The organism is Pseudomonas sp. rhizo25, from assembly GCF_031931935.1.
Taxonomy (GTDB): Bacteria; Pseudomonadota; Gammaproteobacteria; order Pseudomonadales; family Pseudomonadaceae; genus Aquipseudomonas; species Aquipseudomonas synxantha.
Map to the genome: position 1 here is coordinate 70,856 of NZ_JAUJXA010000008.1, position 23,218 is coordinate 94,073.

General features: G+C 60.2%; 11 protein-coding genes and 1 pseudogene. 2 read left to right on the plus strand and 10 right to left on the minus strand.

The genetic code is table 11. The features are described 5' to 3' along the window. Position 1: 1 nt before the first annotated feature. From QZR30_RS18240 to QZR30_RS18255, 4 genes are all read right to left on the minus strand, one after another. A complete protein-coding gene (locus tag QZR30_RS18240; RefSeq protein ID WP_311903823.1) occupies positions 2-880 on the minus strand; it encodes a VRR-NUC domain-containing protein in 879 nt (292 codons plus the stop codon). Then, positions 880-3,246 carry a type VI secretion system Vgr family protein gene (locus QZR30_RS18245; protein ID WP_311903824.1) on the minus strand — a complete coding sequence of 789 codons (2,367 nt, stop codon included), beginning with the start codon at positions 3,244-3,246 and terminating at the stop codon, positions 880-882. Before QZR30_RS18245 ends, QZR30_RS18240 begins: the two co-directional genes overlap by 1 nt. Positions 3,247-3,281: 35 nt before the next feature. Continuing rightward, a complete protein-coding gene (gene icmH, locus QZR30_RS18250; RefSeq protein WP_311903826.1) occupies positions 3,282-4,091 on the minus strand; it encodes a type IVB secretion system protein IcmH/DotU in 810 nt (269 codons plus the stop codon). Positions 4,092-4,286: 195 nt separating this feature from the next. Continuing rightward, entirely contained in the window at positions 4,287-5,510 is a 1,224-nt protein-coding gene (locus tag QZR30_RS18255; RefSeq protein WP_311903828.1) for an NADH:flavin oxidoreductase/NADH oxidase family protein, read from the minus strand. Between the two features lie 71 nt (positions 5,511-5,581). Here QZR30_RS18255 and QZR30_RS18260 point away from each other — a divergent pair, with 71 nt between their 5' ends. Continuing rightward, on the plus strand, positions 5,582-5,986 hold the full coding sequence (locus tag QZR30_RS18260; RefSeq protein WP_057022523.1) for a MerR family transcriptional regulator: 405 nt from the start codon (positions 5,582-5,584) through the stop codon (positions 5,984-5,986). A 102-nt stretch (positions 5,987-6,088) separates the two neighbouring features. Here the strand turns inward: QZR30_RS18260 and QZR30_RS18265 are convergent, their stop codons facing one another. Together QZR30_RS18265 and QZR30_RS18270 are read right to left on the minus strand one after the other, a co-directional pair. After that, a complete protein-coding gene (locus QZR30_RS18265) occupies positions 6,089-6,583 on the minus strand; it encodes a DUF934 domain-containing protein (protein WP_043050275.1) in 495 nt (164 codons plus the stop codon). Further along, positions 6,567-8,225, minus strand: a complete 1,659-nt coding sequence (locus QZR30_RS18270; protein WP_046072328.1) for a nitrite/sulfite reductase — start codon at positions 8,223-8,225, stop codon at positions 6,567-6,569. Before QZR30_RS18270 ends, QZR30_RS18265 begins: the two co-directional genes overlap by 17 nt. Before the next feature lie 425 nt (positions 8,226-8,650). Between QZR30_RS18270 and QZR30_RS18275 the strand changes: the two are divergent. Further along, positions 8,651-8,878 (plus strand): annotated as a pseudogene (locus QZR30_RS18275) (LacI family transcriptional regulator); the annotation flags it as partial. A 67-nt stretch (positions 8,879-8,945) separates the two neighbouring features. On the opposite strand, the gene QZR30_RS18280 reads toward QZR30_RS18275, so the two are convergent. From QZR30_RS18280 to metH, 4 genes are all read right to left on the minus strand, one after another. Further along, positions 8,946-9,164, minus strand: a complete 219-nt coding sequence (locus QZR30_RS18280) for a DUF2970 domain-containing protein (RefSeq protein WP_046072330.1) — start codon at positions 9,162-9,164, stop codon at positions 8,946-8,948. 243 nt (positions 9,165-9,407) lie between these two features. Beyond that, positions 9,408-14,192, minus strand: a complete 4,785-nt coding sequence (locus QZR30_RS18285; protein WP_311903830.1) for a hypothetical protein — start codon at positions 14,190-14,192, stop codon at positions 9,408-9,410. A 177-nt stretch (positions 14,193-14,369) separates the two neighbouring features. After that, positions 14,370-19,193, minus strand: coding sequence for a hypothetical protein (locus QZR30_RS18290; protein WP_311903832.1), 4,824 nt, complete (start codon positions 19,191-19,193; stop codon positions 14,370-14,372). Positions 19,194-19,422: 229 nt separating this feature from the next. Next, positions 19,423-23,133, minus strand: coding sequence for a methionine synthase (gene metH, locus QZR30_RS18295; protein WP_311903833.1), 3,711 nt, complete (start codon positions 23,131-23,133; stop codon positions 19,423-19,425). Between the last annotated feature and the right edge of the window lie 85 nt (positions 23,134-23,218).

Below are 23,218 nucleotides of genomic sequence, written 5' to 3' on the forward strand. Positions count from 1 at the left end.
ATTATTTCTTCTTCCTTGTCTGTTCAATGGGGTGGTTTTTTTTCTCATCCGCTTCGGTACCGACACAGTCTTCCGGCACCCGAAGCAGGGCTACTTTTTCCTTGCCGATTTTCTCCGGGTTTATTCCTGTCTCGGGGGTCATGAGGGTCACGTACCTTTTCATTTGTTTTGAATCCGCCCAATCACCCGGAAACTTGATCTCCACCGCCGCAAACACATTCTTGGTTTCAAACGGCTCCTGTCGGTACTCAACGACGACCAGGTCCGGTGCCAACAAGCCCTTCGGCCGTGGCCAAAAAGGCTGGACTGCACTTCCAAAGCGTTTGGGCCGCGTAGCCGGGTCACCCAGCAGCGCCTTCTTGCTGTTGCCGTTGTAGTTGGGTTCTGCCTTGAGCGGGCTGCGCCACTCCAGCGCCTCGTCCACGGCCTCAAAAAACAACGAGGCGGTGAACTGCTTAAGTGCAATTTCTATGGTGGTCTGCACCGTATCTCCGGCAATTTTCTTGCGAATCCGCCGTGGCACCTTGATCGGCATCTGCAAGGCAACGGTGCAGACTTGGCTGATCGCCGGGCGAAAAGGCACCTTGCGCTCGATGTATTCCTTGAACGTGATGTTCTCCTGGCCTCGCCGCGAGACGGTACTGTTGCCGCCGCGATCCACCACGGCAAAGGTCGAACTCTTGACCTCGATTTCGCGGGCCATTGCTTCGATGGTGGCGCGAAGGATGTTCTTGATTTGTTGTCGGCGCTCGGCAATCTCCGCAGCGAGTTGGGCCAGTTCGGCGGCGGTTTTGGTGTTTTCAAGCGCCTGGTTTGCTCGGTAGGCTCGATAAGCACCGTCGATAATACGAGCGACAACGGGCGCTAGAGGACCGGGCATCAGTCGAGGTCTCCACTGTGTTGATCAAGAAAACCGTCGGGAAAAATAGCCTTGGCCTCGACGGGGGAGCCTTGATCATCGAGGGCCATCAGATAGGGCTGCCAGCTTTCACTGATTTGCTGATCGTCGCGCATGATTGCCTTATGGGCCTGCACGGGTCTGGATGTCTCGGTCACCGTCCACTCAGTTCCACCCAAGGGGCAGGTCAGGCCTTCGGCAAGAAGTGCTGCGCCATCAGTGATGCGATAGCGGTAACCTGCGAAAACGCGTTGATCGTTCTTGAGCAATGTGTAGCGCCCCAGGAAGGCCCCCGGCGGTATCTCCGACAGCGATGGGGTGCCAAGTGGATTACCCGTACCGATCGAATCTGTGCTCACAGGGCCTTTGATTCTGATGGCCAGCCCGTCAAGCGTAATGCCACTGCCATCGATAGTGATGCTGCCGCCAGGCGCTCTGAGCACCAGGCGCTCGCCCGATGCAACATCGAATACGCGCGTTTTTTGCTCGATGCGTTGGCCTGTTGAGAGGTGGTAACTGTTGCGCACTGATTGCTCAACATTGCCGCCAATCTGGACGTCATGATCAGCAGCAATCCGATCATGCCGATTGTTGGCAATTTCTTCGACTCGGTCTCCGCCGATGCTGATGTGATGGTTACGCCCCAGTTTGTGTGTTCGATCGCGGCCCACTTCCAGATACTGGTCCTGAACGATAACCAGGTGCTCATCGTTGCCCACTTGCTCGCTGCGGTCATGACCTATTTCAATCTGTTCGTCATGCTCGACCTTTTCGCTTCGGTCGTTACCCACGAAGGTCGTGTTGTTGTGCTTGATGTGGACGTTCTTGTCTTTTTCAGCATGGATAAATACTTCTTCCTGGCCCCGTTCATCCTCAAAGCGCAGCTCATTGAAGCCAGAGCCCTTATGAGTGCGGCTTTTGATGGTCATCCGCGTTTTGTGTTTAGGCAGTTCATAAGGCGGCAGGTTGGTCTGGCGGTAGGTGCGGCCCGTGGCAATCGGCTGGTCAGGATCACCATCCAGGAAGCTGATAATCAGCTCCTGATTCACCCGCGGCACGGCCATGGCGCCCCAGGTCGCACCGGCCCAACCCTGGGACACACGAATCCAGCACGAACTCTGGTCGTTGTTTTTGTCCGAGCGATCCCACGGAAACTGCACCTTGACCCGACCCCACTCATCACAATAGATCTCTTCGCCCGGCGGCCCGACTACCGTAGCGATCTGCGGGCCGTCGATGCAGGGTTTGGCGCACAGCGGGGCTTTCCAGTCAGACATCCAGTGGATTGCGCTGGCTTTCATTTCGTAGAACGTACCGCTGTCACTGCCGAAGGCTTCTTCCTCCAGGCTGCTGTGTTGTTTGCCTGTGTGCGTGACGGCAATGGTGCGCCAACGATCATTGAAGTCCTCACGGGGATGCTCGTTGAGGTCGAACGCCAGCCCGGGTTGCAGGCGCGCGTCATCACCGGCCACATGCGCCAGCTTGGCGTCGTTGCGCAGGGCGGTGAGGCGCGTTTTGGTAAAAGGTTTACCCGCGATATCACGCTTGTAGCGGCCGGGGTAGTCGTAGCGCTCGTAGTCCTTGTGTTGGTGGTTCAGGTCCTGGTCGCCGGTGGCGGTGTGCTGCTGGTTGTAGTACGGATGAGTGAAGGTGTAGTCGCGTTGCACCTGGCGTGCGGTGCGCACTTGTTCGGTGTAGTGGAAGCGGGTCAGTGCCGGTTCCGTGGCGGCGCCACCACCCATGGGTTGGTAGATCACCGGGCAATGTTTGTGCGTGCCGATGGTGCCTAGGCCGCCCACGCGGTCGGTAAGGATTAGGGTATGACCGTCGGCGCGGTGTTCGAATGAGTAGAGCAGGCCCTCTTCGGCGGCGAGGCGAGTGATGAACGCGAGGTCGGTTTCACCAGCCTGCACGCAGTACTCACGCGGGCGGTGTTCGAAGCAGATTTCGCTGCGTACATCGGTCAGTCGTTGCTCTGCGAGCATACTGGTAATGATGTCGGGCACGGTTTGGTCCTGGAAGATGCGCCAGTTGGAACTCAGGTCGAAACGCGCCAGGGTCGGTTCGATCACGGCGGTGTAGCGGGTGCGACGAAAACCGGTGTCGGCCTGGGTAAACAGGCTGACCAGACCGTGGACATAACGTACCGGGATTTCGCCGCGCCATAGGGTGAACAGCCCTGCCAGGTCCAGCACTCGGTTGAAGTCGATGGCGGCGTCGAAGCTCGCCAGTTCCAGTGTGAGCTTGAAGGGCTGGGACAGGCCTTCTTGAAGGCTAAAGGAGACTATGTCGAAGGCATCGCCTTTCAAGGGCTCGAAGGTAAAACGCAGGTCATTTTGGCGAGGCATGGCGACCCTCCTGATCGGCTATTTATGAACAAGGCCTACATCGCGAGGATTTTGTTCAGCGATGTGAGCACTTCCTGTGTAATGGCGTTCAGGCGCATGGAGTAAATGGTGTAGGCGACCGTCAGCAAGACGGCGGCCATGGCCCAAGGCGTCCACAATGGCCAGGAGCGTTTGATCCGATAGTTGCGCGGCGCAACGTTCGCCAATGGGTCTGTCAGACGCTTGGGCGTTTCGCCGCGCAAGGGGCGCAACAGACCATGCAAGTGATCAATGATCTTCTGTATTTCTTCATCGCCCTTGATATGGGCGCCGTATTTGCCCTTGAGACCGGTGATCAGGCACTGGTACATGAACTCCAGCACATGCTGGTATCTGGCCGCTTCGGGAATCATGTTGTTCATAACAGTGAAGAATCGCTCCCCACCCCAGGTTTCCTGATGAAACGCGTTGAGGAGCGAATCTTGGCTCCACTCTGAAGATCTCCCCCATGGAGTGCCCATCACCACTTCATCTACTAACAAGCAAAGGCTGTAGGAGTAAGCCTTGAGCATGCCGGCGTCGTAGTCGAGTTGACTGACCTCCTCCATGATTGCGGTGATATGGTTGCGCACGGCTTGGTACAGCGCAGGGACATTGTCATGTTGATCCAGATAGCGCAGGCGGATGACCAGCCCGATCAAGGGCGTAGCCGCGCCGCACAACGGATTCCATGCCACGCCACGCATGTCGAATTCGGGATCCAATAACAGCACGAGGTCGTCAACCGAGGCCGGAGTCTCCGACCTGGTTACCTGCGGGGGCGGGGTAAGGGGTTGTGAGGGGTGGGGATTCTGTGTTTCAGACATTGGGCAAACCCTGCTCTAAAAGTACTGCTATTAGAAACTTCAGGGTTATGCGATGTCATGTCGGACGGGTTCGCCACGTTTCGTGGTTCTTGGATGTAAGAAGTATCTCTTTTGCAATGCGTTTAACTGGATTTCGTTGAATGAAGTTTCAGTGATGTCTCTGGGAGAGTCAGACAGCACAGTTTTGCTTACTCGCTACAACTTGATAGAAGCACGGTATTGCCGCGTACGCCGGGCAAGAAACCATTGGTCGCATGCCAACGCCAGCCAGGGCGCGGCCTTTGGGTTGGGCAGGCGTTCACGGCTCAGGCGGCGCATCTGGTCACGTACCACGGCCAGGGTCGCAAGGGCGGCCAGGGGCTTGCGTTTCCAGCTGGTCGGCTTGAGTTGCGGGTTGGGGTCGCGACCTTGGCGCCAATGTTGAATCAACTGCGGCTCCAGCGTCAGGGCTGTGGCGATGCCAGCCATGGCGATGCCGCTGTCGAGCACCTGCTGCACTACTGGCAGGCGCCGAATGCCGCCAGTGACCATCACCGGCATGGTCGCGATGGCGGCGATTTCGCTGGCAAATTCCAGGAAGTATGCTTCACGGGCCAGGGTGCGACCATCCCGCGCTTCACCCTGCATGGCCGGTGCTTCGTAGCTGCCGCCGGACAGTTCGAGCAAATCGATGGGCAGTGTATTGAGCATCTCCACCACCGCGCGGGCATCGGTTTCATCAAAGCCGCCACGCTGGAAGTCCGCTGAATTGAGCTTTACCGCCACGCAAAAGGCAGGGCTGACGCTGGCGCGCACGGCCTGGACCACCTCCAGCAGTAAGCGCGCGCGGTTTTCCAGCGGGCCGCCCCAACGGTCGGTGCGTTGGTTGCTCAGCGGCGAGAGAAACTGACTCAGCAAGTAGCCGTGGGCGCCGTGGATCTGCACCCCGGTAAACCCGGCTTTCTCGACCAGGCGTGCGCTGATGGCGAAGCGCTGGATCACCTCCTCGATGTCGGCCTCGGTCATGGCCTTGGGTTTGGCGAACATCCTCGAAAAGCCACCCAGATCGAGTGCGACAGCGGAAGGCGCCAGGGCTTGCTGGCGCAGGTTGGCGGGAGTCTGGCGCCCCGGATGGTTGAGCTGTACCCAAAAGTGCACATCTTTATTTCGTGCCACATCGGCCCATTCGCGAAAACGGTCCAGGTGTTGTTCGTCTTCCAGGACCACGCCGCCGGGGCCGGTCATCGCGCGGCGGTCGATCATCACGTTGCCGGTCAATAGCAGACCGGGCAGGCCATCCGCCCAGGCCGTGTACAACTGCTTCAATTCGCGGGACGGCGCCTGATCGGTATCCGCCATATTCTCTTCCATTGCGGCCTTGGCGATGCGATTGGCGATGACCTGACCGTTGGGCAGTTGCAAGGCTTCAAAAGGTGACATGAGTTGACTCCTGAGCAGGGGAGGCCTCAGGCTAAGCTTAAAGTTAACTTTAATGTCAAGCGGACGCTGTGATGAATATTGGTGAGTTGGCGAAGCAGAGCGGGTTGGCGGCCTCGCGTATCCGTTTTTATGAGGCCCAGGGGCTGATTAGCCAGGTCGGGCGTCAGGCCAACGGTTATCGGCGCTACGCCCCCGAGGCATTGCAGACCTTGCAACTGATCCAGAGCGCGCAGCAGGCCGGGTTTACCTTGCAGGAGCTCAAGGCATTGATGCCCGCGCCGGGGGCGCACAAGCGCGATGAGTTGATTGAGGCATTGGAGCGCAAGGTGGCGCAGATCGAGGTGATGCAGACGCAATTGGCCCACAGCAAGGCACAGTTGCTGGGGGTGATCGATGCGGTGCGGGCGCAGCCGGAAGGTGTGCCCTGCTCGATGGGGCACAAGCGGGTGCTGGAATCGATCCAAACCGGCTCCTGAACATGTCGGAGGGGGCTTGCCCCCGATAGCGGTGGATCAGCCAACGAATCTGTTGACTGGCACTCCGTCATCGGGGGCGAGCCCCCTCCCACATTTTGATACTCAGCGTCGACGGAACAGTGGCAACGGCTCGTCGGTGGCGGCCTGATAGGTCACCGAAAAGTCCTTGAGACTTTCCAGTGCTTCATACGGGTCTTTGTCGGCGCGCAAGGCGAAGGCATCGAACCCGCAACGGCGCAGGTAGAACAGCTGGTCACGTAACACGTCGCCAATCGCGCGCAATTCACCCTTGTAGCCATAACGGTCACGCAGCAGGCGGGCGTTGGAGTAGTTGCGCCCGTCGGTGAAGGCCGGGAAGTTCAGGGCGATGACCTGGAAGTGTTCCACATCGTCACCGATTTCCTCGGCTTCTTCATCGGCGTCCAGCCACACGCCCAGGCCGCCGTCGCGGGCCTTGAGGGCGTGGCCGTGTTCGCGCCACAGGGCCAACGGCACGATCAGGTCGTCGCAGTTGGAGATGCCGTCGAAGCTCGCGTCCTTGGGCAGCAGGTGCCAGGTTTCGTCGACGACTTCGTTGTTCTTAATGATTCGCTGCATAGACGCGCTCCTTGAACAGGTCGATGCCGATGCGCTGGTAGGTGTCGATGAAACGTTCATCTTCGGTGCGCTGTTCGATGTACACGTCGATCAGCTTGCCGATCACCTCGGGCATGGCTTCCTGGGCGAAGGATGGGCCGAGGATCTTGCCCAGGCTCGCATCACGGCTGGCGCTGCCACCCAGGGACACTTGGTAGAATTCCTCGCCTTTCTTGTCCACGCCCAGGATGCCGATGTGGCCGACGTGGTGGTGACCACAGGCGTTCATGCAACCGGAAATGTTCAGGTCCAGCTCGCCGATGTCGAACAGGTAGTCCAGGTCGTCGAAACGGCGCTGGATCGATTCGGCAATCGGGATCGACTTGGCGTTGGCCAGGGAGCAGAAGTCGCCGCCCGGGCAGCAGATGATATCGGTCAACAGGCCAATATTCGGTGTGGCGAAACCGCCTTCGCGCAACTCGCCCCACAGGGTAAATAGTTGGCTCTGCTCAACGTCCGCCAGGATGATGTTCTGCTCGTGGGAAGTGCGCAGCTGGCCGAAGCTGTAGCGCTCGGCCAGGTCGGCAACGGCGTCCAGCTGCTTGTCGGTGATATCGCCAGGGGCAACGCCGGTGGGCTTGAGTGACAGGGTCACGGCCACATAGCCCGGCTTCTTGTGCGCCAGGGTATTGCGCGTGCGCCAGCGGGCGAAACCTGGGTGCTGCTGGTCGAGGGCGGCCAGCTCGGCGTCCTGGTTGGCCAGGGCCTTGTACTCAGGGTCGACGAAGTGCTTGGCCACGCGGTGTACTTCGGCTTCGGTCAGGGTGGTCTGGCCGCCGCGCAGGTGTTCCATCTCGGCGTCGACTTTCTGGGCGAACACCTCAGGGGTCAGTGCCTTGACCAGGATCTTGATCCGGGCCTTGTATTTGTTGTCGCGACGACCATAGCGGTTGTAGACCCGCAAAATCGCATCGAGGTAACTCAACAGGTCCTGCCACGGCAGGAACTCGTTGATAAACGCGCCGACCACCGGGGTACGTCCGAGGCCGCCACCCACCAGCACGCGGAAACCCAGCTCGCCGGCTGCGTTGTGCACCGGCTCCAGGCCGATATCGTGCACTTCGATGGCCGCACGGTCGGAGGTCGAGCCGTTGATGGCGATCTTGAACTTGCGCGGCAGGTAGGCGAATTCCGGGTGGAAGGTGGTCCACTGGCGCACGATTTCACACCAGGGCCGTGGGTCGATCAATTCGTCGGCAGCGACGCCGGCAAACTGGTCGGTGGTCACGTTGCGCAGGCAGTTACCGCTGGTCTGAATGGCGTGCATCTGCACGGTGGCCAGTTCAGCCAGGATGTCCGGCACATCTTCCAGGGCCGGCCAGTTGAACTGCACGTTCTGGCGGGTGCTGATGTGGGCGTAGCCTTTGTCGAAGTCGCGGGCGATCTTGGCCATCATCCGCGCCTGGCGCGAAGTCAGTTGGCCATAGGGCACGGCGACCCGCAGCATCGGCGCAAAGCGCTGCACATAAAGGCCATTTTGCAGGCGCAGAGGGCGGAACTCTTCTTCGCTCAGTTCACCTGCTAAGTAGCGTCGGGTCTGATCACGGAACTGCTTGACGCGGTCCTCGATGATGCGCTGATCGTATTCGTCGTATACGTACATATAGGTCCTGTTCTCGGCAAATCTGCGCGCACGGCCGCGCACTCACAACGGAGCCGGCGCACGATACCAGTTTGCGTATATGCGCAAAAGTGATGTTTGGGTATATGTAAATAACCAAAATGACTAATGAGAACTGTTATCGCCATACCCACATTTGTCATGCGGGCAATCATGATCTTTACTGTGGTCGAGTCTTAGTGCCGTCACCTATAAAACCGACAAGAGGCGATGCAATGAGCAATTCCACCAAAGCCCGTAAACCTGACAGTACCGTGGATGCCTGGGCCATTCTGTTCCTGATCATTCTGGTGGTCGGGACCGCCGTGTTCTGGGTCAGCCACCAGTAATAAAGAGGGTTGATTGGGCCTCGATTGGCTGTCGGATTGCCACTATCATGACGATCCGTTTTCCAGGTTCGAGCAACCATGTTGAAGGTTTTGATTGCGTGTGTGTGGCTGGCAATATCGGCGCACGGGGCGATGGCCCAGGCCGCGTCGGTGGTGTTTCTCAACCCAGGCACTTCTACCGAAACCTTCTGGGTCAGCTATGCGCAATTCATGCAGGCCGCTGCCAAGGACCTCGGCCTGGATTTGCGCATGCGTTATTCCGAGCGCGAGGCCTTTAAAACGTTGGCACAGGCTCGCGAAGCGTTGTAAGGCAGAGAGCGGCCCGACTACCTGGTGCTGGTGAACGAGCGTTCAGCCTGCAACTGCTGCTGCGCTAAACGCCGGCCAGGTGCAGCACCAGCTTGACGATGCCGAACAGCGTCAAGGCAAATACCACGGTGAACAGGATGCCCAGCACCACAAAATGGCTGGGTTTGCCATGGGTAAAGTCGCGGGCGCGGTTCTTGCCGCTTTGCACGCCGAAGGCGGCGGCCATGACACTGTGGAGCATTTGCCAGAAGGTCGGTGGTTTGTTGTCGATTGGATCGCTCATGAGAACCTCGTCAGGTGCAGCGTTCTCTAGAGCATAGACAATGCCTGGGGCAGGGCGGCTTTACGTGCCTTCTTTAGCCGGTTGCACTCTTATGTATGCACCACCGTCCATGGACCGCGCCCAGGTGCTTGCCGCTCAAGCATCCGATGCCGCAGCCCTGTCCATCTTCGCTTCATTGAGTCATTGGCGTGCATCCGCACCGCGTATTGGCGATGCGGATGGGGAGCTTATAGCGGCGTTCACTCAGCCCCGGGGAGGTTCCAAGTCAAGGAACAGTTGCTTGTCCAGCGGCGGCCTGATCGTGGCTTTATCCAGGTTGACCACGGCGCGGTTTTCAGCAACAGCCCTTTCGATCAATTGTTTGCGCGTGAGCAACCGCTCGGCCGGAAGCTTCAAGTGGCCGAAGCTGTGCTGCGCAGCGGGCGTTTGGACGGTGGGGTAGTGGAAATGCGCGTACCACAAGACATGGGGGGTGCCTTTCTCGTACACCGCGTATTCGCTGAGAAAATCCCCGGCAGCCAGTGGCTCACGACTCTTGGCCAAGTTGATATCGACAAAGCCGTGGCGCCATAGATAGGCAACATTGGATGCCTTGGGCAGCTGTCGCTTGTAGCCCTCGGCACACACCTCACGGGCGAGCTTTTGCGCAGACGCGGCCTCGTCCCGGTACTGCTTGATCAATTCGGCGGCGTTGGCTTGGCTGGCATGATCGCGCTCGATCTCTTCGGCCAGGGCTTCGATTTTGCGCGCATGCTGGCTCAGCATGTCATCCCAGTCCAATGGGCTGAGCGTTTCACGTCGGGCCGGGTCTTGAAGTTTTCTCTGTTGGGCGCGAATCGTGCGTTCGATACCTGCCCGTTGGGCCATCACGGTTTCGGCGCTTTGCCTGATGGTCTTCAGTGCGCGAACTTTTGCGGCTGTCGAGGGCGTGGACGGTTTTGGTGTATCGACTTTGGCCCACACACCTTCATTGACATGTTCATGGTAGGTCTCGACAGTTTGGCCGGTGAGCGGATCCTTGATGTCGACAAAGCTGCCGGGCATCGCTGGGTCTGCGGGGCGCAAGTCGCCCACCAGAGTCATGTGCTTGCGCGTCTTGAACACTCTGCGGCTGGCGGGTTTCGGCCGGGTGGGGGCAGCTACGTTAGGCACGTGGGCGAAGCCTTCCTCGGCGAGAATCACATCGGCCAGTTGCGCTTCCAGGCTGGTGCGGGCGATCACCAGTTGGTCGAGGAGCTCTGTGCGATAGGCTTCGCGCACAAAGCCTGAGCCCATGTCCGTGAGGGCGTTGACCGCGTTCTCCATGCGCTCATAGCGTTCGAGCGCGCTCTTGAGGACCTCGATTTGTTCGCTCGTGGAGTAGCCGCTGGTGGTGCGCATTTCCGTATGCGCCAATACGCTGGTGGTGTTCTTGGGGTCGGTGAGCTCCTTGATAAAAGGCAGCTCCGCCGGGCTTCGCGAACCATGGGTGCGATCCAGCACCAGTTCGGCAAGGAACATCAGGATATTCTGTTCGACGGTGACGGCGGACAGGTATTGGTCCTCGGGATGCTCTTTCAACAGGAACTCGCGCAGTTCCGGATCCGCCTGCTTGAGTGTGGTTTCGATTTTTTCGGCCGGTTCGAGCATCTCTCGCAAGGCTTCGATCTGCAGTTTTCGGGTTTCGAGGAACATCTGGTAGGCGTAAGGAATGCCCTCAGGCAGTTCACGGTTGACCCGGTCAAACAGTTCTTCGGCATTTTCGCCCTGGTCGGTTTCAAGGATGTCGGTAAACTTTTGCAGCTTGGCTTCGAACACCGAGCCCCAGTAGTCATAAAGCGATCTGGCCGCGACATTGCGGGTTTTCTTATGTCTTGCGTCGGTGTTATCGGCCTCCATCAGTTCGCGGCCCTTGTCCTGGATCTGTTGCATGGTCGCATTGCCCAGCTCGGCGTCTTTCTGGTAACGCTCGAAGGCGATGTCCCACTCCAGCTTGGCCTTCGTCGCCATCGCACGCCTTTGCTCATGGCGCGCAGCGAGCTTGTCCTGCAAGCCAGGGATCTCACTCGCCGTGCGCAGCCTCAACCAGTCCTCGCGTAGCTTTTGTTTTTGATTGACCAGTTCGACACGCGCCTTGTCCAGCGCTGACTTGAACGGTAGCGAAGCCATCGCCCGGGGCAGGAACTCCAGGTTCAGTCGCGCAAGGTCTGCCTCCAGCACCTTCAAGCGATCACGATGCTGGCGCTCCCATCTTCCACGGCGCTCCCTGGGCATGCCACCCTCCAGCCGCGCCTTGCGTTCCAGGCGCCAATGCCCCTGGCCGTCGCCGGTCAGCTTGAAACCGGGGCGCAGGGGGTGTTGTGGGTCCACCAGATAGACCTCGCCGAAGCCGGGCACCACGCTGACCTGGAACAACAGCCCGCCCAGGCTTGCATGCCAGGTTTCGCCAATGCGGTACAAACCCTTGAATGGGCCGCTGGCCTGGGCGACGGGCAATGGGTCGGGCCAAGGTACGTGCAGGTCGAGCAATAATTTCAACAATTTCGCACCGGCCTGGGGGCTGGCAATCGAGCGGCTGAAATCCAGCGGGGTAAGCCCGGTGGCGGGCGGTTCACCTGGCAGCGCCACCTCACCATGACGTACCTGAGGCGCAGCGGGCTGGACCTGATGCGCAGGGCGGCGCCAGGCGGCCAGCGCTGGTGGGGCGTCCTCGTGTGCCTGCGGTGGGGTGCGCGGCGACGGGCTGGCAGCGTGCAACAGCACCATGGCGGTGTTGAGCAATAGGTCGATCAAGGCCAGCTCGCGAGTGGTCGGGTCGCGGCTGTCCAGGCCCGCCAGGTCTTGCTGCAGGCTGCCGACCAGTACCAGGAACCAGCCGGCCAACATCGCCGGGCCGCGGGTCAGTGGCAACAGCAGGGTGTTGAACAGCAGCCAGGCGCCCTCCATCACGATGGCCCAGCGGCTTTCGCTGTTGGACACCGACTCGCGGTCCGCCAGCTCCACCAGGGCCCGCGCGGTGCTGCCAAACAAATGGCTGAGCAGTTGGCCATTGACTTGCGATTGCAGCCATTCTTCGGCGCCTTCATCCACCGCCAGGGTCGCGGGCTCGGGCTTGTCCGGGATGGCGAACTCATCCCCGGCCAGAAAGCGAATGATGTGCGGCTCCTTGATACCGCCATGGGCGTAGATCGGTCGCGCCTTGTCGCTCAGCCAGGTCAGCACGCTGGCCTGCAGGTCACCGGGAGCGGCCAGCGCCTCAAGCAGTGCCTGGCGCGTGGGGTACTGATACAACGCGTCGGTGTACAAGGGGCGATACAGCAAGTGCGGGCCGATGCTGGCGTCTCGGGGCTCGATGATGAAGACGTTGTTGACGGTGTCTGGTGTGGCACCGGCCTTGCGGCACAGGGCCAGGGGCCGCAGGACGATCTCCTGGCCGTCGACAATCCGGTCGTTCGGTGTCTCGCCCATCAGGGCGTTTACATAGCGGTAGCCCTGGGTGGTGACACCGTATTGCTGCCTGATCGCGAATTCCAGTGCCATGCGCGGCAGTTGCACCTTGAGTTCGCGAGTAAAGAGTTGTTCCCGACGCCGCGCATCGTCGCTGTCGGACAGCAGCAGGTCCTTGATCGTCTGTGGGTAGGCCGTACCGATGTCGACCCGCTGGATCAGGCCCGAGGAGCCCAGCACGTAATCGTCAGTCAGCCATGGCGGCAGCGTGCCGCCATTTTTGGATGACAGCGTCAGCGTGCCTTTGGGTTTGCCGGCGAGGTTTTTCACTGCCAGTTCGGTCAGTGAAAGCCTGACGTGGTCGATAATGCCCGCGCCACCTGGGTAGCCGGCGGCCACGGCAAAGTCCAGCAGCACGTCGTCGGGGTCGTAGTCGCCATGGTCGGCCTGCATCTGCTTGCGCAGGGCTGCGCGGCTGAAATCATGCAGGTTTTCGATGCCCTCATTGTAGGAACGCCCCTGGTTGACCCGCAGTACCGTGGCCCCCTGCTGCAAGTGCAGGTGGTAGGCGAAACGGTCATCGGCATCTGCCTGCCGGAGCCAGCCAGGCAGTTGGGCGCCGATCTGCTGCATCAGCGCCGGGTTGCCTGCCGGCGCTGGCAGGAACAGCATGGCCGGATCCGTGAGCAGGTCCAGGCGCCGGTCTACCTGCGCTTCGCTGACGCCGCGCAGGTCGACGGCGGCCAGGTTGTCGAGTTGCTGGTTGAGGATTAACCCGGCCTGTTGTTCGAACAGGTTGCCGTTCGGTTCATTGCGCCGCCACGTCAGGCTATCGAACTGGAACTGGCGTTGCAGGCGGCGGCTCCAGGCCTGGCCAAATGCGTCCAGTGAGTCGAATGCCTCAATCGCCCCGGCCACGCCGCACAGCAACACTTGCTTGTCGCGTATCAGCAGCAGGTCCGGCGTCAGCAGGCGCACTTCTTGCGCGGCCCTGGCCAGTGTGGTTTCGATGAAATACGCATAGGTGGTGGGCGTGGAGCGTGGCAGGCGTTCCAGACGCCCCGGCCAGGCCGCGGCGACCGCCAGCATGTCGCGCTGGGTGTCGCTCAGGCTTGAGGCGGCGACGGCGGCGGCGGTCATCTGGCCCTGGAGAAACTCTCCCAGCCATTGCCAGCGACTGCGGCCATGGCTATCGGCCTGGCTCCAGTAATCGGCCAGGTCCTGCTGGAACGACAGATACAGCGAGGCGCGCAGTTCGTCGATAACCTGCGCAATCACCTGCATGTCGACGTCGGCCAGGCCGCTGCCCGGTGCGGGCGACAAGTAATACGGCAGTTCACCGCGAGGGCTCAGGTCAAGTAGCTGAGGGTTGAGAACGTGGTCGAGGGCCACATGGGCCAGCAAGGGAAAGGCATAGCCGCCGCTGGGCGTAGGGCTGGCCAGCTTGAGCGTGAGCAGGTCAAATTGCAGGTTCGGGTAGCGTTCGCTGATACCCGTGCGCAGGGCCTTGAACACCACTGAAAACAACGCCGGGCGCGTGGCGAAATGGGCGTGGACGGCCTGGCTGGGCAATTGGCCCAGGGCCGTAGGTGAATCGGACATGGTGAAATCCTTTTTCCTGTGTGAATCCGGCTGGGTTAGCTGCCGGGTCAGCGGACCGAGGATCGGTCCTGCACAGGAAAACGGATTTTGTGGTCACGGGTGCGGCATCGGGATACCGCACCCCTTGGCCAATGGCCTAGTTGTCGTACCCCAGGTCAGGCGCCAGCCAGCGCTCGGTCACAGTACCTCCAGCCCCAGGAACAGCTCCTGGTCGAGTGGTGGCCTGATCTCGGCTTTCTCGAGGTTGACCACGGCACGGTTGTCGGCGCGTGCTTGTTCGATCAGTTCCCGGCGGGTGAACCGGCGCTCGGCAATGGTTTTCAGATGGCCGAAGGCAGGTTGCGAGGCGGGCGTATCGGCGGCCGGATAGTGGAAGTGGGCGTACCACAACACGGTGTCCTCAAAGGGTTTTCCGGCATTGATCTGGTTTTTGTCGCGGATTGCATACTCGGTCAGAAAGTCACCGGCCTTCAAAATGACACGACTGCGCACCAGGTTGATATCGACAAAGCCATGGCGCCACAAATAAGCGACATTGGCGGCTTTCGGGCGCTGCCGCTTATACCCTTCGGCGCACGCCTCGCGAGCGTGTTCTGTGGCGGCATTCGCGTCAGCCAGATAAGCATTACGCAGTGCTACGGCCTCTGGATTGGCGGCGTGGTTGCGTAGGAGTTCCTCGGCGAGGGCTTCGAACTTCGCTGCATGCTGGCTCAGCATCACATCCCATTCATGGGGGTCGAGGCCCTCGCGTCGGCTGGGATCCTGAAGCTTGCGCTGTTGGAAGCGAATGCTTGCATCAATACCGGCCCGCTCGCCTTTGACGAGCTCTGCCTGCTCTTTGATCGCTTTTAACGTGCGGCCAGCAGCGGCGCTCGGCTGGGGTGGTTGCGCGGGTTTGACGATGTTCCAGACGCCTGTATTGGCGTGTTCATGGTAGGTGGCGACGGTTTGCCCGGTGAGTGGGTCCTTGATGTCGACGAAACTGTCCTCGACACCTGGCTCGTTCGGACGCAGGTCACCCACCAGGGTCTCCCGGTCATGGGTCCTGATGACCCTGCGGCTCGCGGGTTTCTGTCGGGCGTCTCGGTTGGAGGCTTGCCTAGGGACAAAGCCTTCTTCAGATAGGATCAACTGGGCCAGTTGCGCTTCCAGGGTAGTGCGGGCCACGCTGAACTGCTCCAGGAAAGAGCTTCTGTAGTGTTCTCGCACAAGCTCGGAACCCATTTCAGATAACGAGTTAACGGCGTTTTCCAGTCGTGCGTACTGCTGGAGCGCATCCTTGAATACGTCAATTTGTTCGGCCGGTGAGTAACCGCTGGTGGCTCGTATTTCGGTATAGGTAAGTATGGAAGTCGTCGCTCGGCGATCGGTAAGTACCTTAAGGAAAGGACGCTCCCTTGGGATATCTGTGTTTCGAGCACGATCGACTATCAACTCAACAAACGCCAACAGCATATGCTGCTCTATAACGACCGAGGAAACAGTGTTGTTGGACGTGATTTTGCTCGTGAGCCGAGCCCTCAATGCCGGATTGGCCTGTTGCAGGATGGCTTCAATTCTTTGTGCAACGCTGAGCATTTCCTTGAGCACTTGCAGGCGCTGCGTCGCACCGCTGATGAACTCCTCGTAGGCGTCGGTGATGTGCTTGGGCAGTTCTTGGTCGACCCGTAGCAGTAGCTCGGAGAGGCTTTCGCCGCGTCCGGTTTCCAGCGTGTTTTTGATTTTCTGATGCAGATTCGAGTAAGACAACAATAAGTGACTGTGAATGTTGTCGGTCGCGATATCTCGTACCTGCGTGTATTGAGCCTGCGTTCTGTCCAGATCCAACAGTTCTCTGGCCATGGCCAGAGACTTTTCCTGGGTGGAAATATACGCTTGGGTGTTTTCCTGGTAATTGTCGACTGCAATGCTCCAAGCGCTTGTGGCACGTGCTGTCGAGTCTTTCCTCTGCGCATGACGCTCAGTGATTTTGGGGCGCAGTTCGGGAAGTAATGTGGAGCTGCCGAGCCTTTCCCAGTCCGCTCTCAAGGCTTGCTTGTGTTCTGTCAGTTGACCCCGAGCCCTTTTCACTGCGTCTGTAAGCTGTTGCGCCTGGGGCGCCAATGCACTTGCTTCAATACTGAGGGCTTCCAATCCTGAGCTCAGCTCCTCCAATCGTTTCTTGCGTTTTCCTTGCCATTCACTGAACCGTTCTCTAGGCATGCCTCCCTCCAGCCTTGCGCGGCGATCCAGCCGCCAATTGCCCTGGCCGTCGCTGGCCAGTTGGAAGCCCGGGTGCTGCGGGTGCTGTGGGTGCACCACATAAACTTCGCCAAAACCCGGCACCACGCTGACCTGGAACAGCAGTCCACCCACACTGGCGTGCCAGGTCCCATCAATGCGGTAAAGCCCCTTGAGGACGCCGCCTGGTTCTGCGACCGGTAAAACGTTGGGCCACGGTACATGCACCTTGACCAATGCTTTGAGCAACGCTGCACTGGCTTGGGGGCTGGCCAGCGAGTGGCTGAAATCCAAGGCGGTGTGGCCAGACGCCGGGGGCTCACCGGGCAGCATCACTGCGCCATGGCGCACCACCGGCTTGCCTTGCGGATGGGGCAGGCCCGGCCGGCGGCGCCAGGCTTGCAGATGCTCTGCGCGACGCTCGGTCGGGCCAGGCGTGTGCGAGGAGGCAGCGTGCAGCAACACCATCGCGGTATTGAGCAACAGGTCGATCAGTGCCAGCTCGCGGGTCTGGGGGTCGGTGCTGTCCAGGCCTGCCAAGTCTTGCTGCAGGCTGCTGACCAGCACCAGGAACCAGCCTGCCAGCATGGCCGGCCCACGGGCCAGCGGCAACAGCAGGGTGTTGAACAGCAGCCAGGCGCCTTCCATCATGATGGCCCAGCGGCTTTCACTGTTGGACACCGACTCGCGGTCGGCCAAGTCGACCATTGCCCGAGCGGTGCTACCGAACAGGTGATTGGGAAGGTTGCCATTGATTTGCGACTGCAACCATTCCCCGGCACCTTCATTGATGGCCAGCGTGGCGGGCGCCGGTTTTGCAGAAACGCTGAACTCGTCCCCAGGCAGGAAACGAATGATGTGGGGTTCGCGCAAGCCGCCGTGATCGTAGATGGGGCGGGCCTTGTCGGGCAGCCAGGTCAGTACGCTGTCTTGCAGGTCGCCAGGCTCGGCGATCGCCGCCAACAGCGCCTGGCGCGTTGGGTATTCGCGCAGGGCGTCGGTGTACAGCGGCCGATACAGCAAGTGCGGGCCGATGGTCGCGTTGCGCGGTTCGATAATGAAAGCGTTGTTGACTTCATCGGGCGTGGCCCCGGTTTCGCGGCACAGGGCCAGGGGGCGCAGGACGATCTCCTGCTCGTCGACGATTCTGTCCGAGGGCATGTCACCCATCAACGCCTTCACGTAGCGATAACCCTTGAGGGTCACGCCGTACTGTTGGCGGATCTTGTATTCCAGCGCTTGCAGGGGCAGATGCACCTTGAGTTCGCGGGTAAACAACGCTTCCCTGCGCCGTGCGTCGACGCTATCGGACAACAGCAGGTCCTTGATTTTTTGGGGGTAGGCAGTACCGATGTCGACGCGCTGGATCAATCCGTTGCTGCCCAGCAGGTAGTCTTCGGTCAACCAGTGCGGCAATGGTGCGGCACTTTTGGACGATAGCTCGAGCGTGCCTTTGGGTTTGCCCGCCAGGTTTTTCAGGGCCAGTTCCGTCAGTGTCATCTGCACATGTTCGATGATGCCGTAGCCGCCCGGATAGCCGGCCGCGATGGCGAAGTCCAACAGCACCTCGTCTGGGTCAATGTCCCCATGATCGACCTGCATCTGCGTGCGCAATGCGCTGCGGCTGAAGTGCTGGATGTTATCAATGCCTTCATTGAACGAACGACCCTGATTTTGTCGCAACACCTGCGCCATGTCCTGCAGATGGCGATGGTAGGCAAACCGATCGGCGGCATCGGCCTGCCTGAGCCATTCGGGCAACTGATCGATAACCTTTTGCAGGGGCGCGGCGGCGGCAGTGGGCAGTGGGAAAAAAAACAGCGCCGGGTCCGTTAGGCGTTCCAGGCGCCGCTCAAGGGTTTCTTCGTCTTGCCCTTGAAACGTCAACGCCGCCAAGTCCTCCAGCTGCTGGTTGAGGATCAGGCCGGCCTGCTGTTCGAAAACATGATTGTCCGGTTCGTTGAGCCGCCAGGTAATGCTGTCGAACTGGAACTGGTGCTGCATCCTCTCAACCCAGGCTTGGCCGAAAGCATCCATCGAATCGAACGTCTCGACAACGCCGGCCACGCTGTACAGCAACACCTGTTTTTCGCGCACCAGCAGCAGGTCAGGGGTGAGTACGCGGACTTCCTGGTCGGCGCTGGTGAGTGTGTTTTCAATGAAATAGGCATGGGTGCTGGACGATGAGCGCGACAGGCGTTCTGCCAGCACTGGCCAGGCAGCGACGGTCGCCAGCATGTCGCGCTGGGTGTCGCCCAGGCTCGACCAACCAGCTGCCACGGCGGTCATTTGGCCGTTGAGCAGTTCGCCAAGCCATTGCCAGCGACTGTAGCCGTGACTGTCGATCTGGCTCCAGTAGTTCGCTAAGTCGTGCTGGAAATGCAGGTAAAGCGATGACGGCAATTCATCGATGATCTGCGCGATCACCTGCATGTCGATCAGCGGTGGGGTATCGGGTTTGAGGATGGTGGGTATTTGTTGGGTCAGGTAGTAAGGCAGTTCGCGCGGTGAGTGCAGATCAAGTAACTGTGGGTTCAGTACATGGGCGATAGCGACTTCCATCAACGCCTTGTAGGTGTAATGGCCAGAGGGGTGTGGGCTGGCTAGTTTGACCGTGAGCAGGTCCAGTTTGAGCGATGGGTAACGTTCCAGGATGCGCCCGCGCAGTGTGTTGAACACCACCGAAAACAAGCGCGGGCGGGTAGCGAAATGTTCGTGTACGGCCTGGGCAGGCCGTTGGCTCAGGGCCGAGGTTGGCAAGGGGGGAGTCGGGTCGGACATGACGATTTCCTTTTCGCGTGTGCAGCCGGTTTTTGGCTGCCGGCTCAGTTGACCGGTAATCGGTCTGCGATAGGAAATCCCATAGTGCGGCTACCGGTGCGTTACGGGGATACCGACTGCAACGATGGGCGCCATGATCCTCTGTCATTCGGTTTCAATTACACAACAGAGCGCCCTGAAGCCGTCGCCCCGCAGAGCCTGCACGGCGACTTTCTGAACACCCCGGCCCTCAGTTGTCATATCCCAGGTTCGGTGCCAGCCAGCGCTCAGTCACGATAAGGTCTTGGCCCTTGCGCGCGGTGTAGCTGGCCACCTGGTCTTTGTCGACCTTGCCCACGGCAAAGTACTGCGCCTGCGGATGGGCGAAATACCAGCCACTGACCGCCGCCGCCGGGAACATTGCGTAGTGCTCGGTGAGGAATACACCGCTGCGCCCGGCGTGCATTTCCCGGGCCTCTGGGTCCAGAAGTTGAAAGAGCTGGGCTTTCTCGGTGTGGTCCGGGCACGCCGGGTAACCCGGGGCAGGGCGGATGCCGCTGTACTGCTCCTTGATAAGCGCCTCGTTGTCCAGTTGCTCGTCCTTGGCGTAACCCCAGTGTTCTTTACGCACTTGCTGGTGCAGCCATTCGGCGCACGCTTCGGCCAGGCGATCAGCCAGGGCCTTGACCATGATCGAGTTGTAGTCGTCGCCGGCATCTTGATACGCCTTGGCGACTTCTTCGGCGCCGATGCCGGCGGTGGTGATAAACCCGCCGATGTAATCGGTCACGCCGCTGTCTTTAGGCGCAACGAAGTCGGCCAGGGAGAAGTTCGGCTTGCCGTCGGTCTTGATGATCTGCTGGCGCAAATGATGCAGCCTGGCGATCGGCTGGCCGTCGTCGCCGTAGACCTCCAGGTCATCGTCCTGCACCTGGTTGGTAGGCCAGAAACCGAACACGGCGCGGGCGCTGATGAGTTTCTCGTCGATCAGCTTCTTGAGCATTTCCTGGGCATCGGCGTACAGCGCCGTGGCGGCTTCACCGACCACCTCGTCTTCGAGGATGCGCGGGAACTTGCCGGCCAGGTCCCAGGAGATAAAGAACGGCGTCCAGTCGATGTACTCGGCCAGCACCTTGAGGTCGATATTGTCCAGCACCTTGGCACCGGTGAAGGTCGGCTTGACCGGGGTGTAGGTGCTCCAGTCGAACTGTGGCTTCTTGGCGATGGCCGCCGGGTAGCTCAGGCGCTCGGTGCGCGCACTGCGGTTAGAGGTGCGTTCACGCACGTCGATGTATTCCAGACGGGTCTTCTCGACGAAGCCGGCCTTCAACTCCTTGGACAGCAATTGCGTGGCCACACCCACCGCACGGGAGGCATCGGTGACGTAGATCACCGCGTCGTTACTGTACTTGGGCTCGATCTTCACCGCCGTGTGCGCCTTGGAGGTGGTGGCGCCACCGATCATCAGCGGCAGGTGGAAGTCCTGGCGCTGCATCTCACGGGCTACGTGCACCATCTCGTCCAACGATGGAGTGATGAGCCCGGACAGGCCGATGATGTCGCACTTCTGTTCCTTGGCCACCTGCAGGATCTTCTCCGCCGGTACCATTACGCCCAGGTCGACAATGTCATAGCCGTTGCAACCGAGCACCACGCCGACGATGTTCTTGCCGATGTCGTGCACGTCGCCCTTGACCGTGGCCATCAGGATCTTGCCCTTGGCTTCGGGCTTGTCGCCTTTTTCCAGCTCGATGAACGGGATCAAGTGGGCCACGGCCTGCTTCATCACCCGGGCGGATTTCACCACCTGGGGCAGGAACATCTTGCCGGCGCCAAACAGGTCGCCGACGATGTTCATGCCGGACATCAGCGGGCCTTCGATCACTTCGATCGGGCGTGCGAACGACTGCCGGGACTCCTCGGTGTCTTCGACGATATGGGTGGTGATGCCCTTGACCAGCGCGTGTTCCAGGCGCTTGTTGACTTCCCAGCCACGCCACTCCTCGGTTTCGGCTTCCTTGACGCTGCCGTCGCCCTTGTACTTGTCGGCGATGGCGAGGAGGGCGTCGGTGCCCTCCGGGGTGCGGTTGAGCACCACGTCTTCCACCGCGTCACGCAGCTCGGCCGGGATCTGGTCGTAGATCTCCAGTTGGCCGGCGTTGACGATCCCTATGGTCAGCCCGCTGCGAATCGCATATAGCAGGAACACCGAGTGGATCGCCTCGCGCACCGGGTTGTTGCCGCGGAACGAGAACGACACGTTGGACACGCCGCCGGAGGTCAGCGCGTAGGGCAGTTCGTCACGGATATACGCACAGGCGTTGATGAAATCGACGGCGTAGTTGTTGTGCTCTTCGATGCCGGTGGCGACGGCGAAGATGTTCGGGTCGAAAATGATGTCTTCCGGCGGAAAGCCGACTTCATTGACCAGGATGTCATAGGAGCGCTTGCAGATTTCTTTCTTGCGCGCTTCGGTGTCGGCCTGGCCGTCTTCGTCGAACGCCATCACCACCACGGCGGCACCGTAGCGCTTGCACAGCTTGGCGTGATGGATGAACTGCTCGACGCCTTCCTTCATGCTGATGGAGTTGACGATGCCCTTGCCCTGGATGCACTTGAGGCCGGCCTCGATCACTTCCCACTTGGAGGAGTCGATCATGATCGGCACCCGGGAGATGTCGGGCTCGCCGGCAATGAGATTGAGGAAGGTCACCATGGCCTTCTTCGAATCGAGCATGCCCTCGTCCATGTTGATGTCGATCACCTGGGCACCGGCTTCCACCTGTTGCAGGGCGACTTCCAGGGCTTCGGTGTAGTTGTCTTCGCGGATCAGCCGGGCGAACTTGGCCGAGCCTGTGATGTTGGTGCGCTCGCCGACGTTGACGAACAACGAGCTGCGATCGATGGTGAACGGCTCCAGGCCCGACAGACGGCAGGCCTTGGGAATGTCCGGGATCGCGCGCGGCGCATAACCGGCCACGGCCTTGGCGATAGCTTCGATATGGCCCGGGGTGGTGCCGCAGCAACCGCCGACGATATTGAGGAAACCGCTCTGGGCGAATTCTTCAATGACTTTGGCGGTTTGCGCCGGCAGTTCGTCGTACTCGCCGAATTCGTTGGGCAGCCCGGCGTTAGGGTGCGCAGATACGTGGGTATTGGCTTTGTTCGACAGCTCTTCCAGGTAGGGGCGCAACTCGCTGGCGCCAAGGGCGCAGTTCAAGCCTACGGAGATCGGCTTGGCGTGGGCCACGGAGTTCCAGAACGCTTCGGTGGTCTGGCCCGACAGGGTACGGCCGGACGCATCGGTGATGGTGCCGGAAATCATGATCGGCAGTTCCACGCCCAGTTCCTCGAACACGCCTTGCACGGCAAAGATCGCGGCCTTGGCGTTGAGGGTGTCGAAGATGGTCTCGATCAGGATCAGGTCAGCGCCACCCTCGATCAGGCCTTTAGTGGCCTCGGTGTAGTTTTCCACCAGTTCATCGAAGGTCACGTTGCGGTAGCCAGGGTTGTTCACGTCCGGCGACAGCGAGCAGGTGCGGCTGGTGGGGCCAAGCACGCCGGCGACGAAGCGCGGCTTGGCCGGGTTCTCGGCCGTCTTGGCGTCGGCGATCCTGCGCGCCAGGTGTGCGCCTTCTACGTTCAGCTCATAGGCGAGTTCTTCCATGCCGTAGTCGGCCATGGAGATACGCGTGGCGTTGAAGGTGTTGGTCTCGAGGATGTCAGCACCGGCGTCCAGATAAGCCTTCTCGATCCCGCCGATGACGTCGGGGCGGGTGAGCACCAGCAGGTCGTTGTTACCCTTGACGTCGCTTGGCCAGTCGACGAAGCGTTTGCCACGGTAGTCCTGCTCCTCGAGCTTATAGCTCTGGATCATCGTGCCCATGCCGCCATCGAGGATCAGGATACGTTCCTTGAGGGCTTGGTGAAGGGCTTGCAGACGAGCGCTACGATCGGGCATGGGACTACTCTGGTCAGGCATTACGGAGGGCATGGATCATAGCAAACCTGTGCCGATTTGGAGCATGTGCCGGTTTTGCATGAAT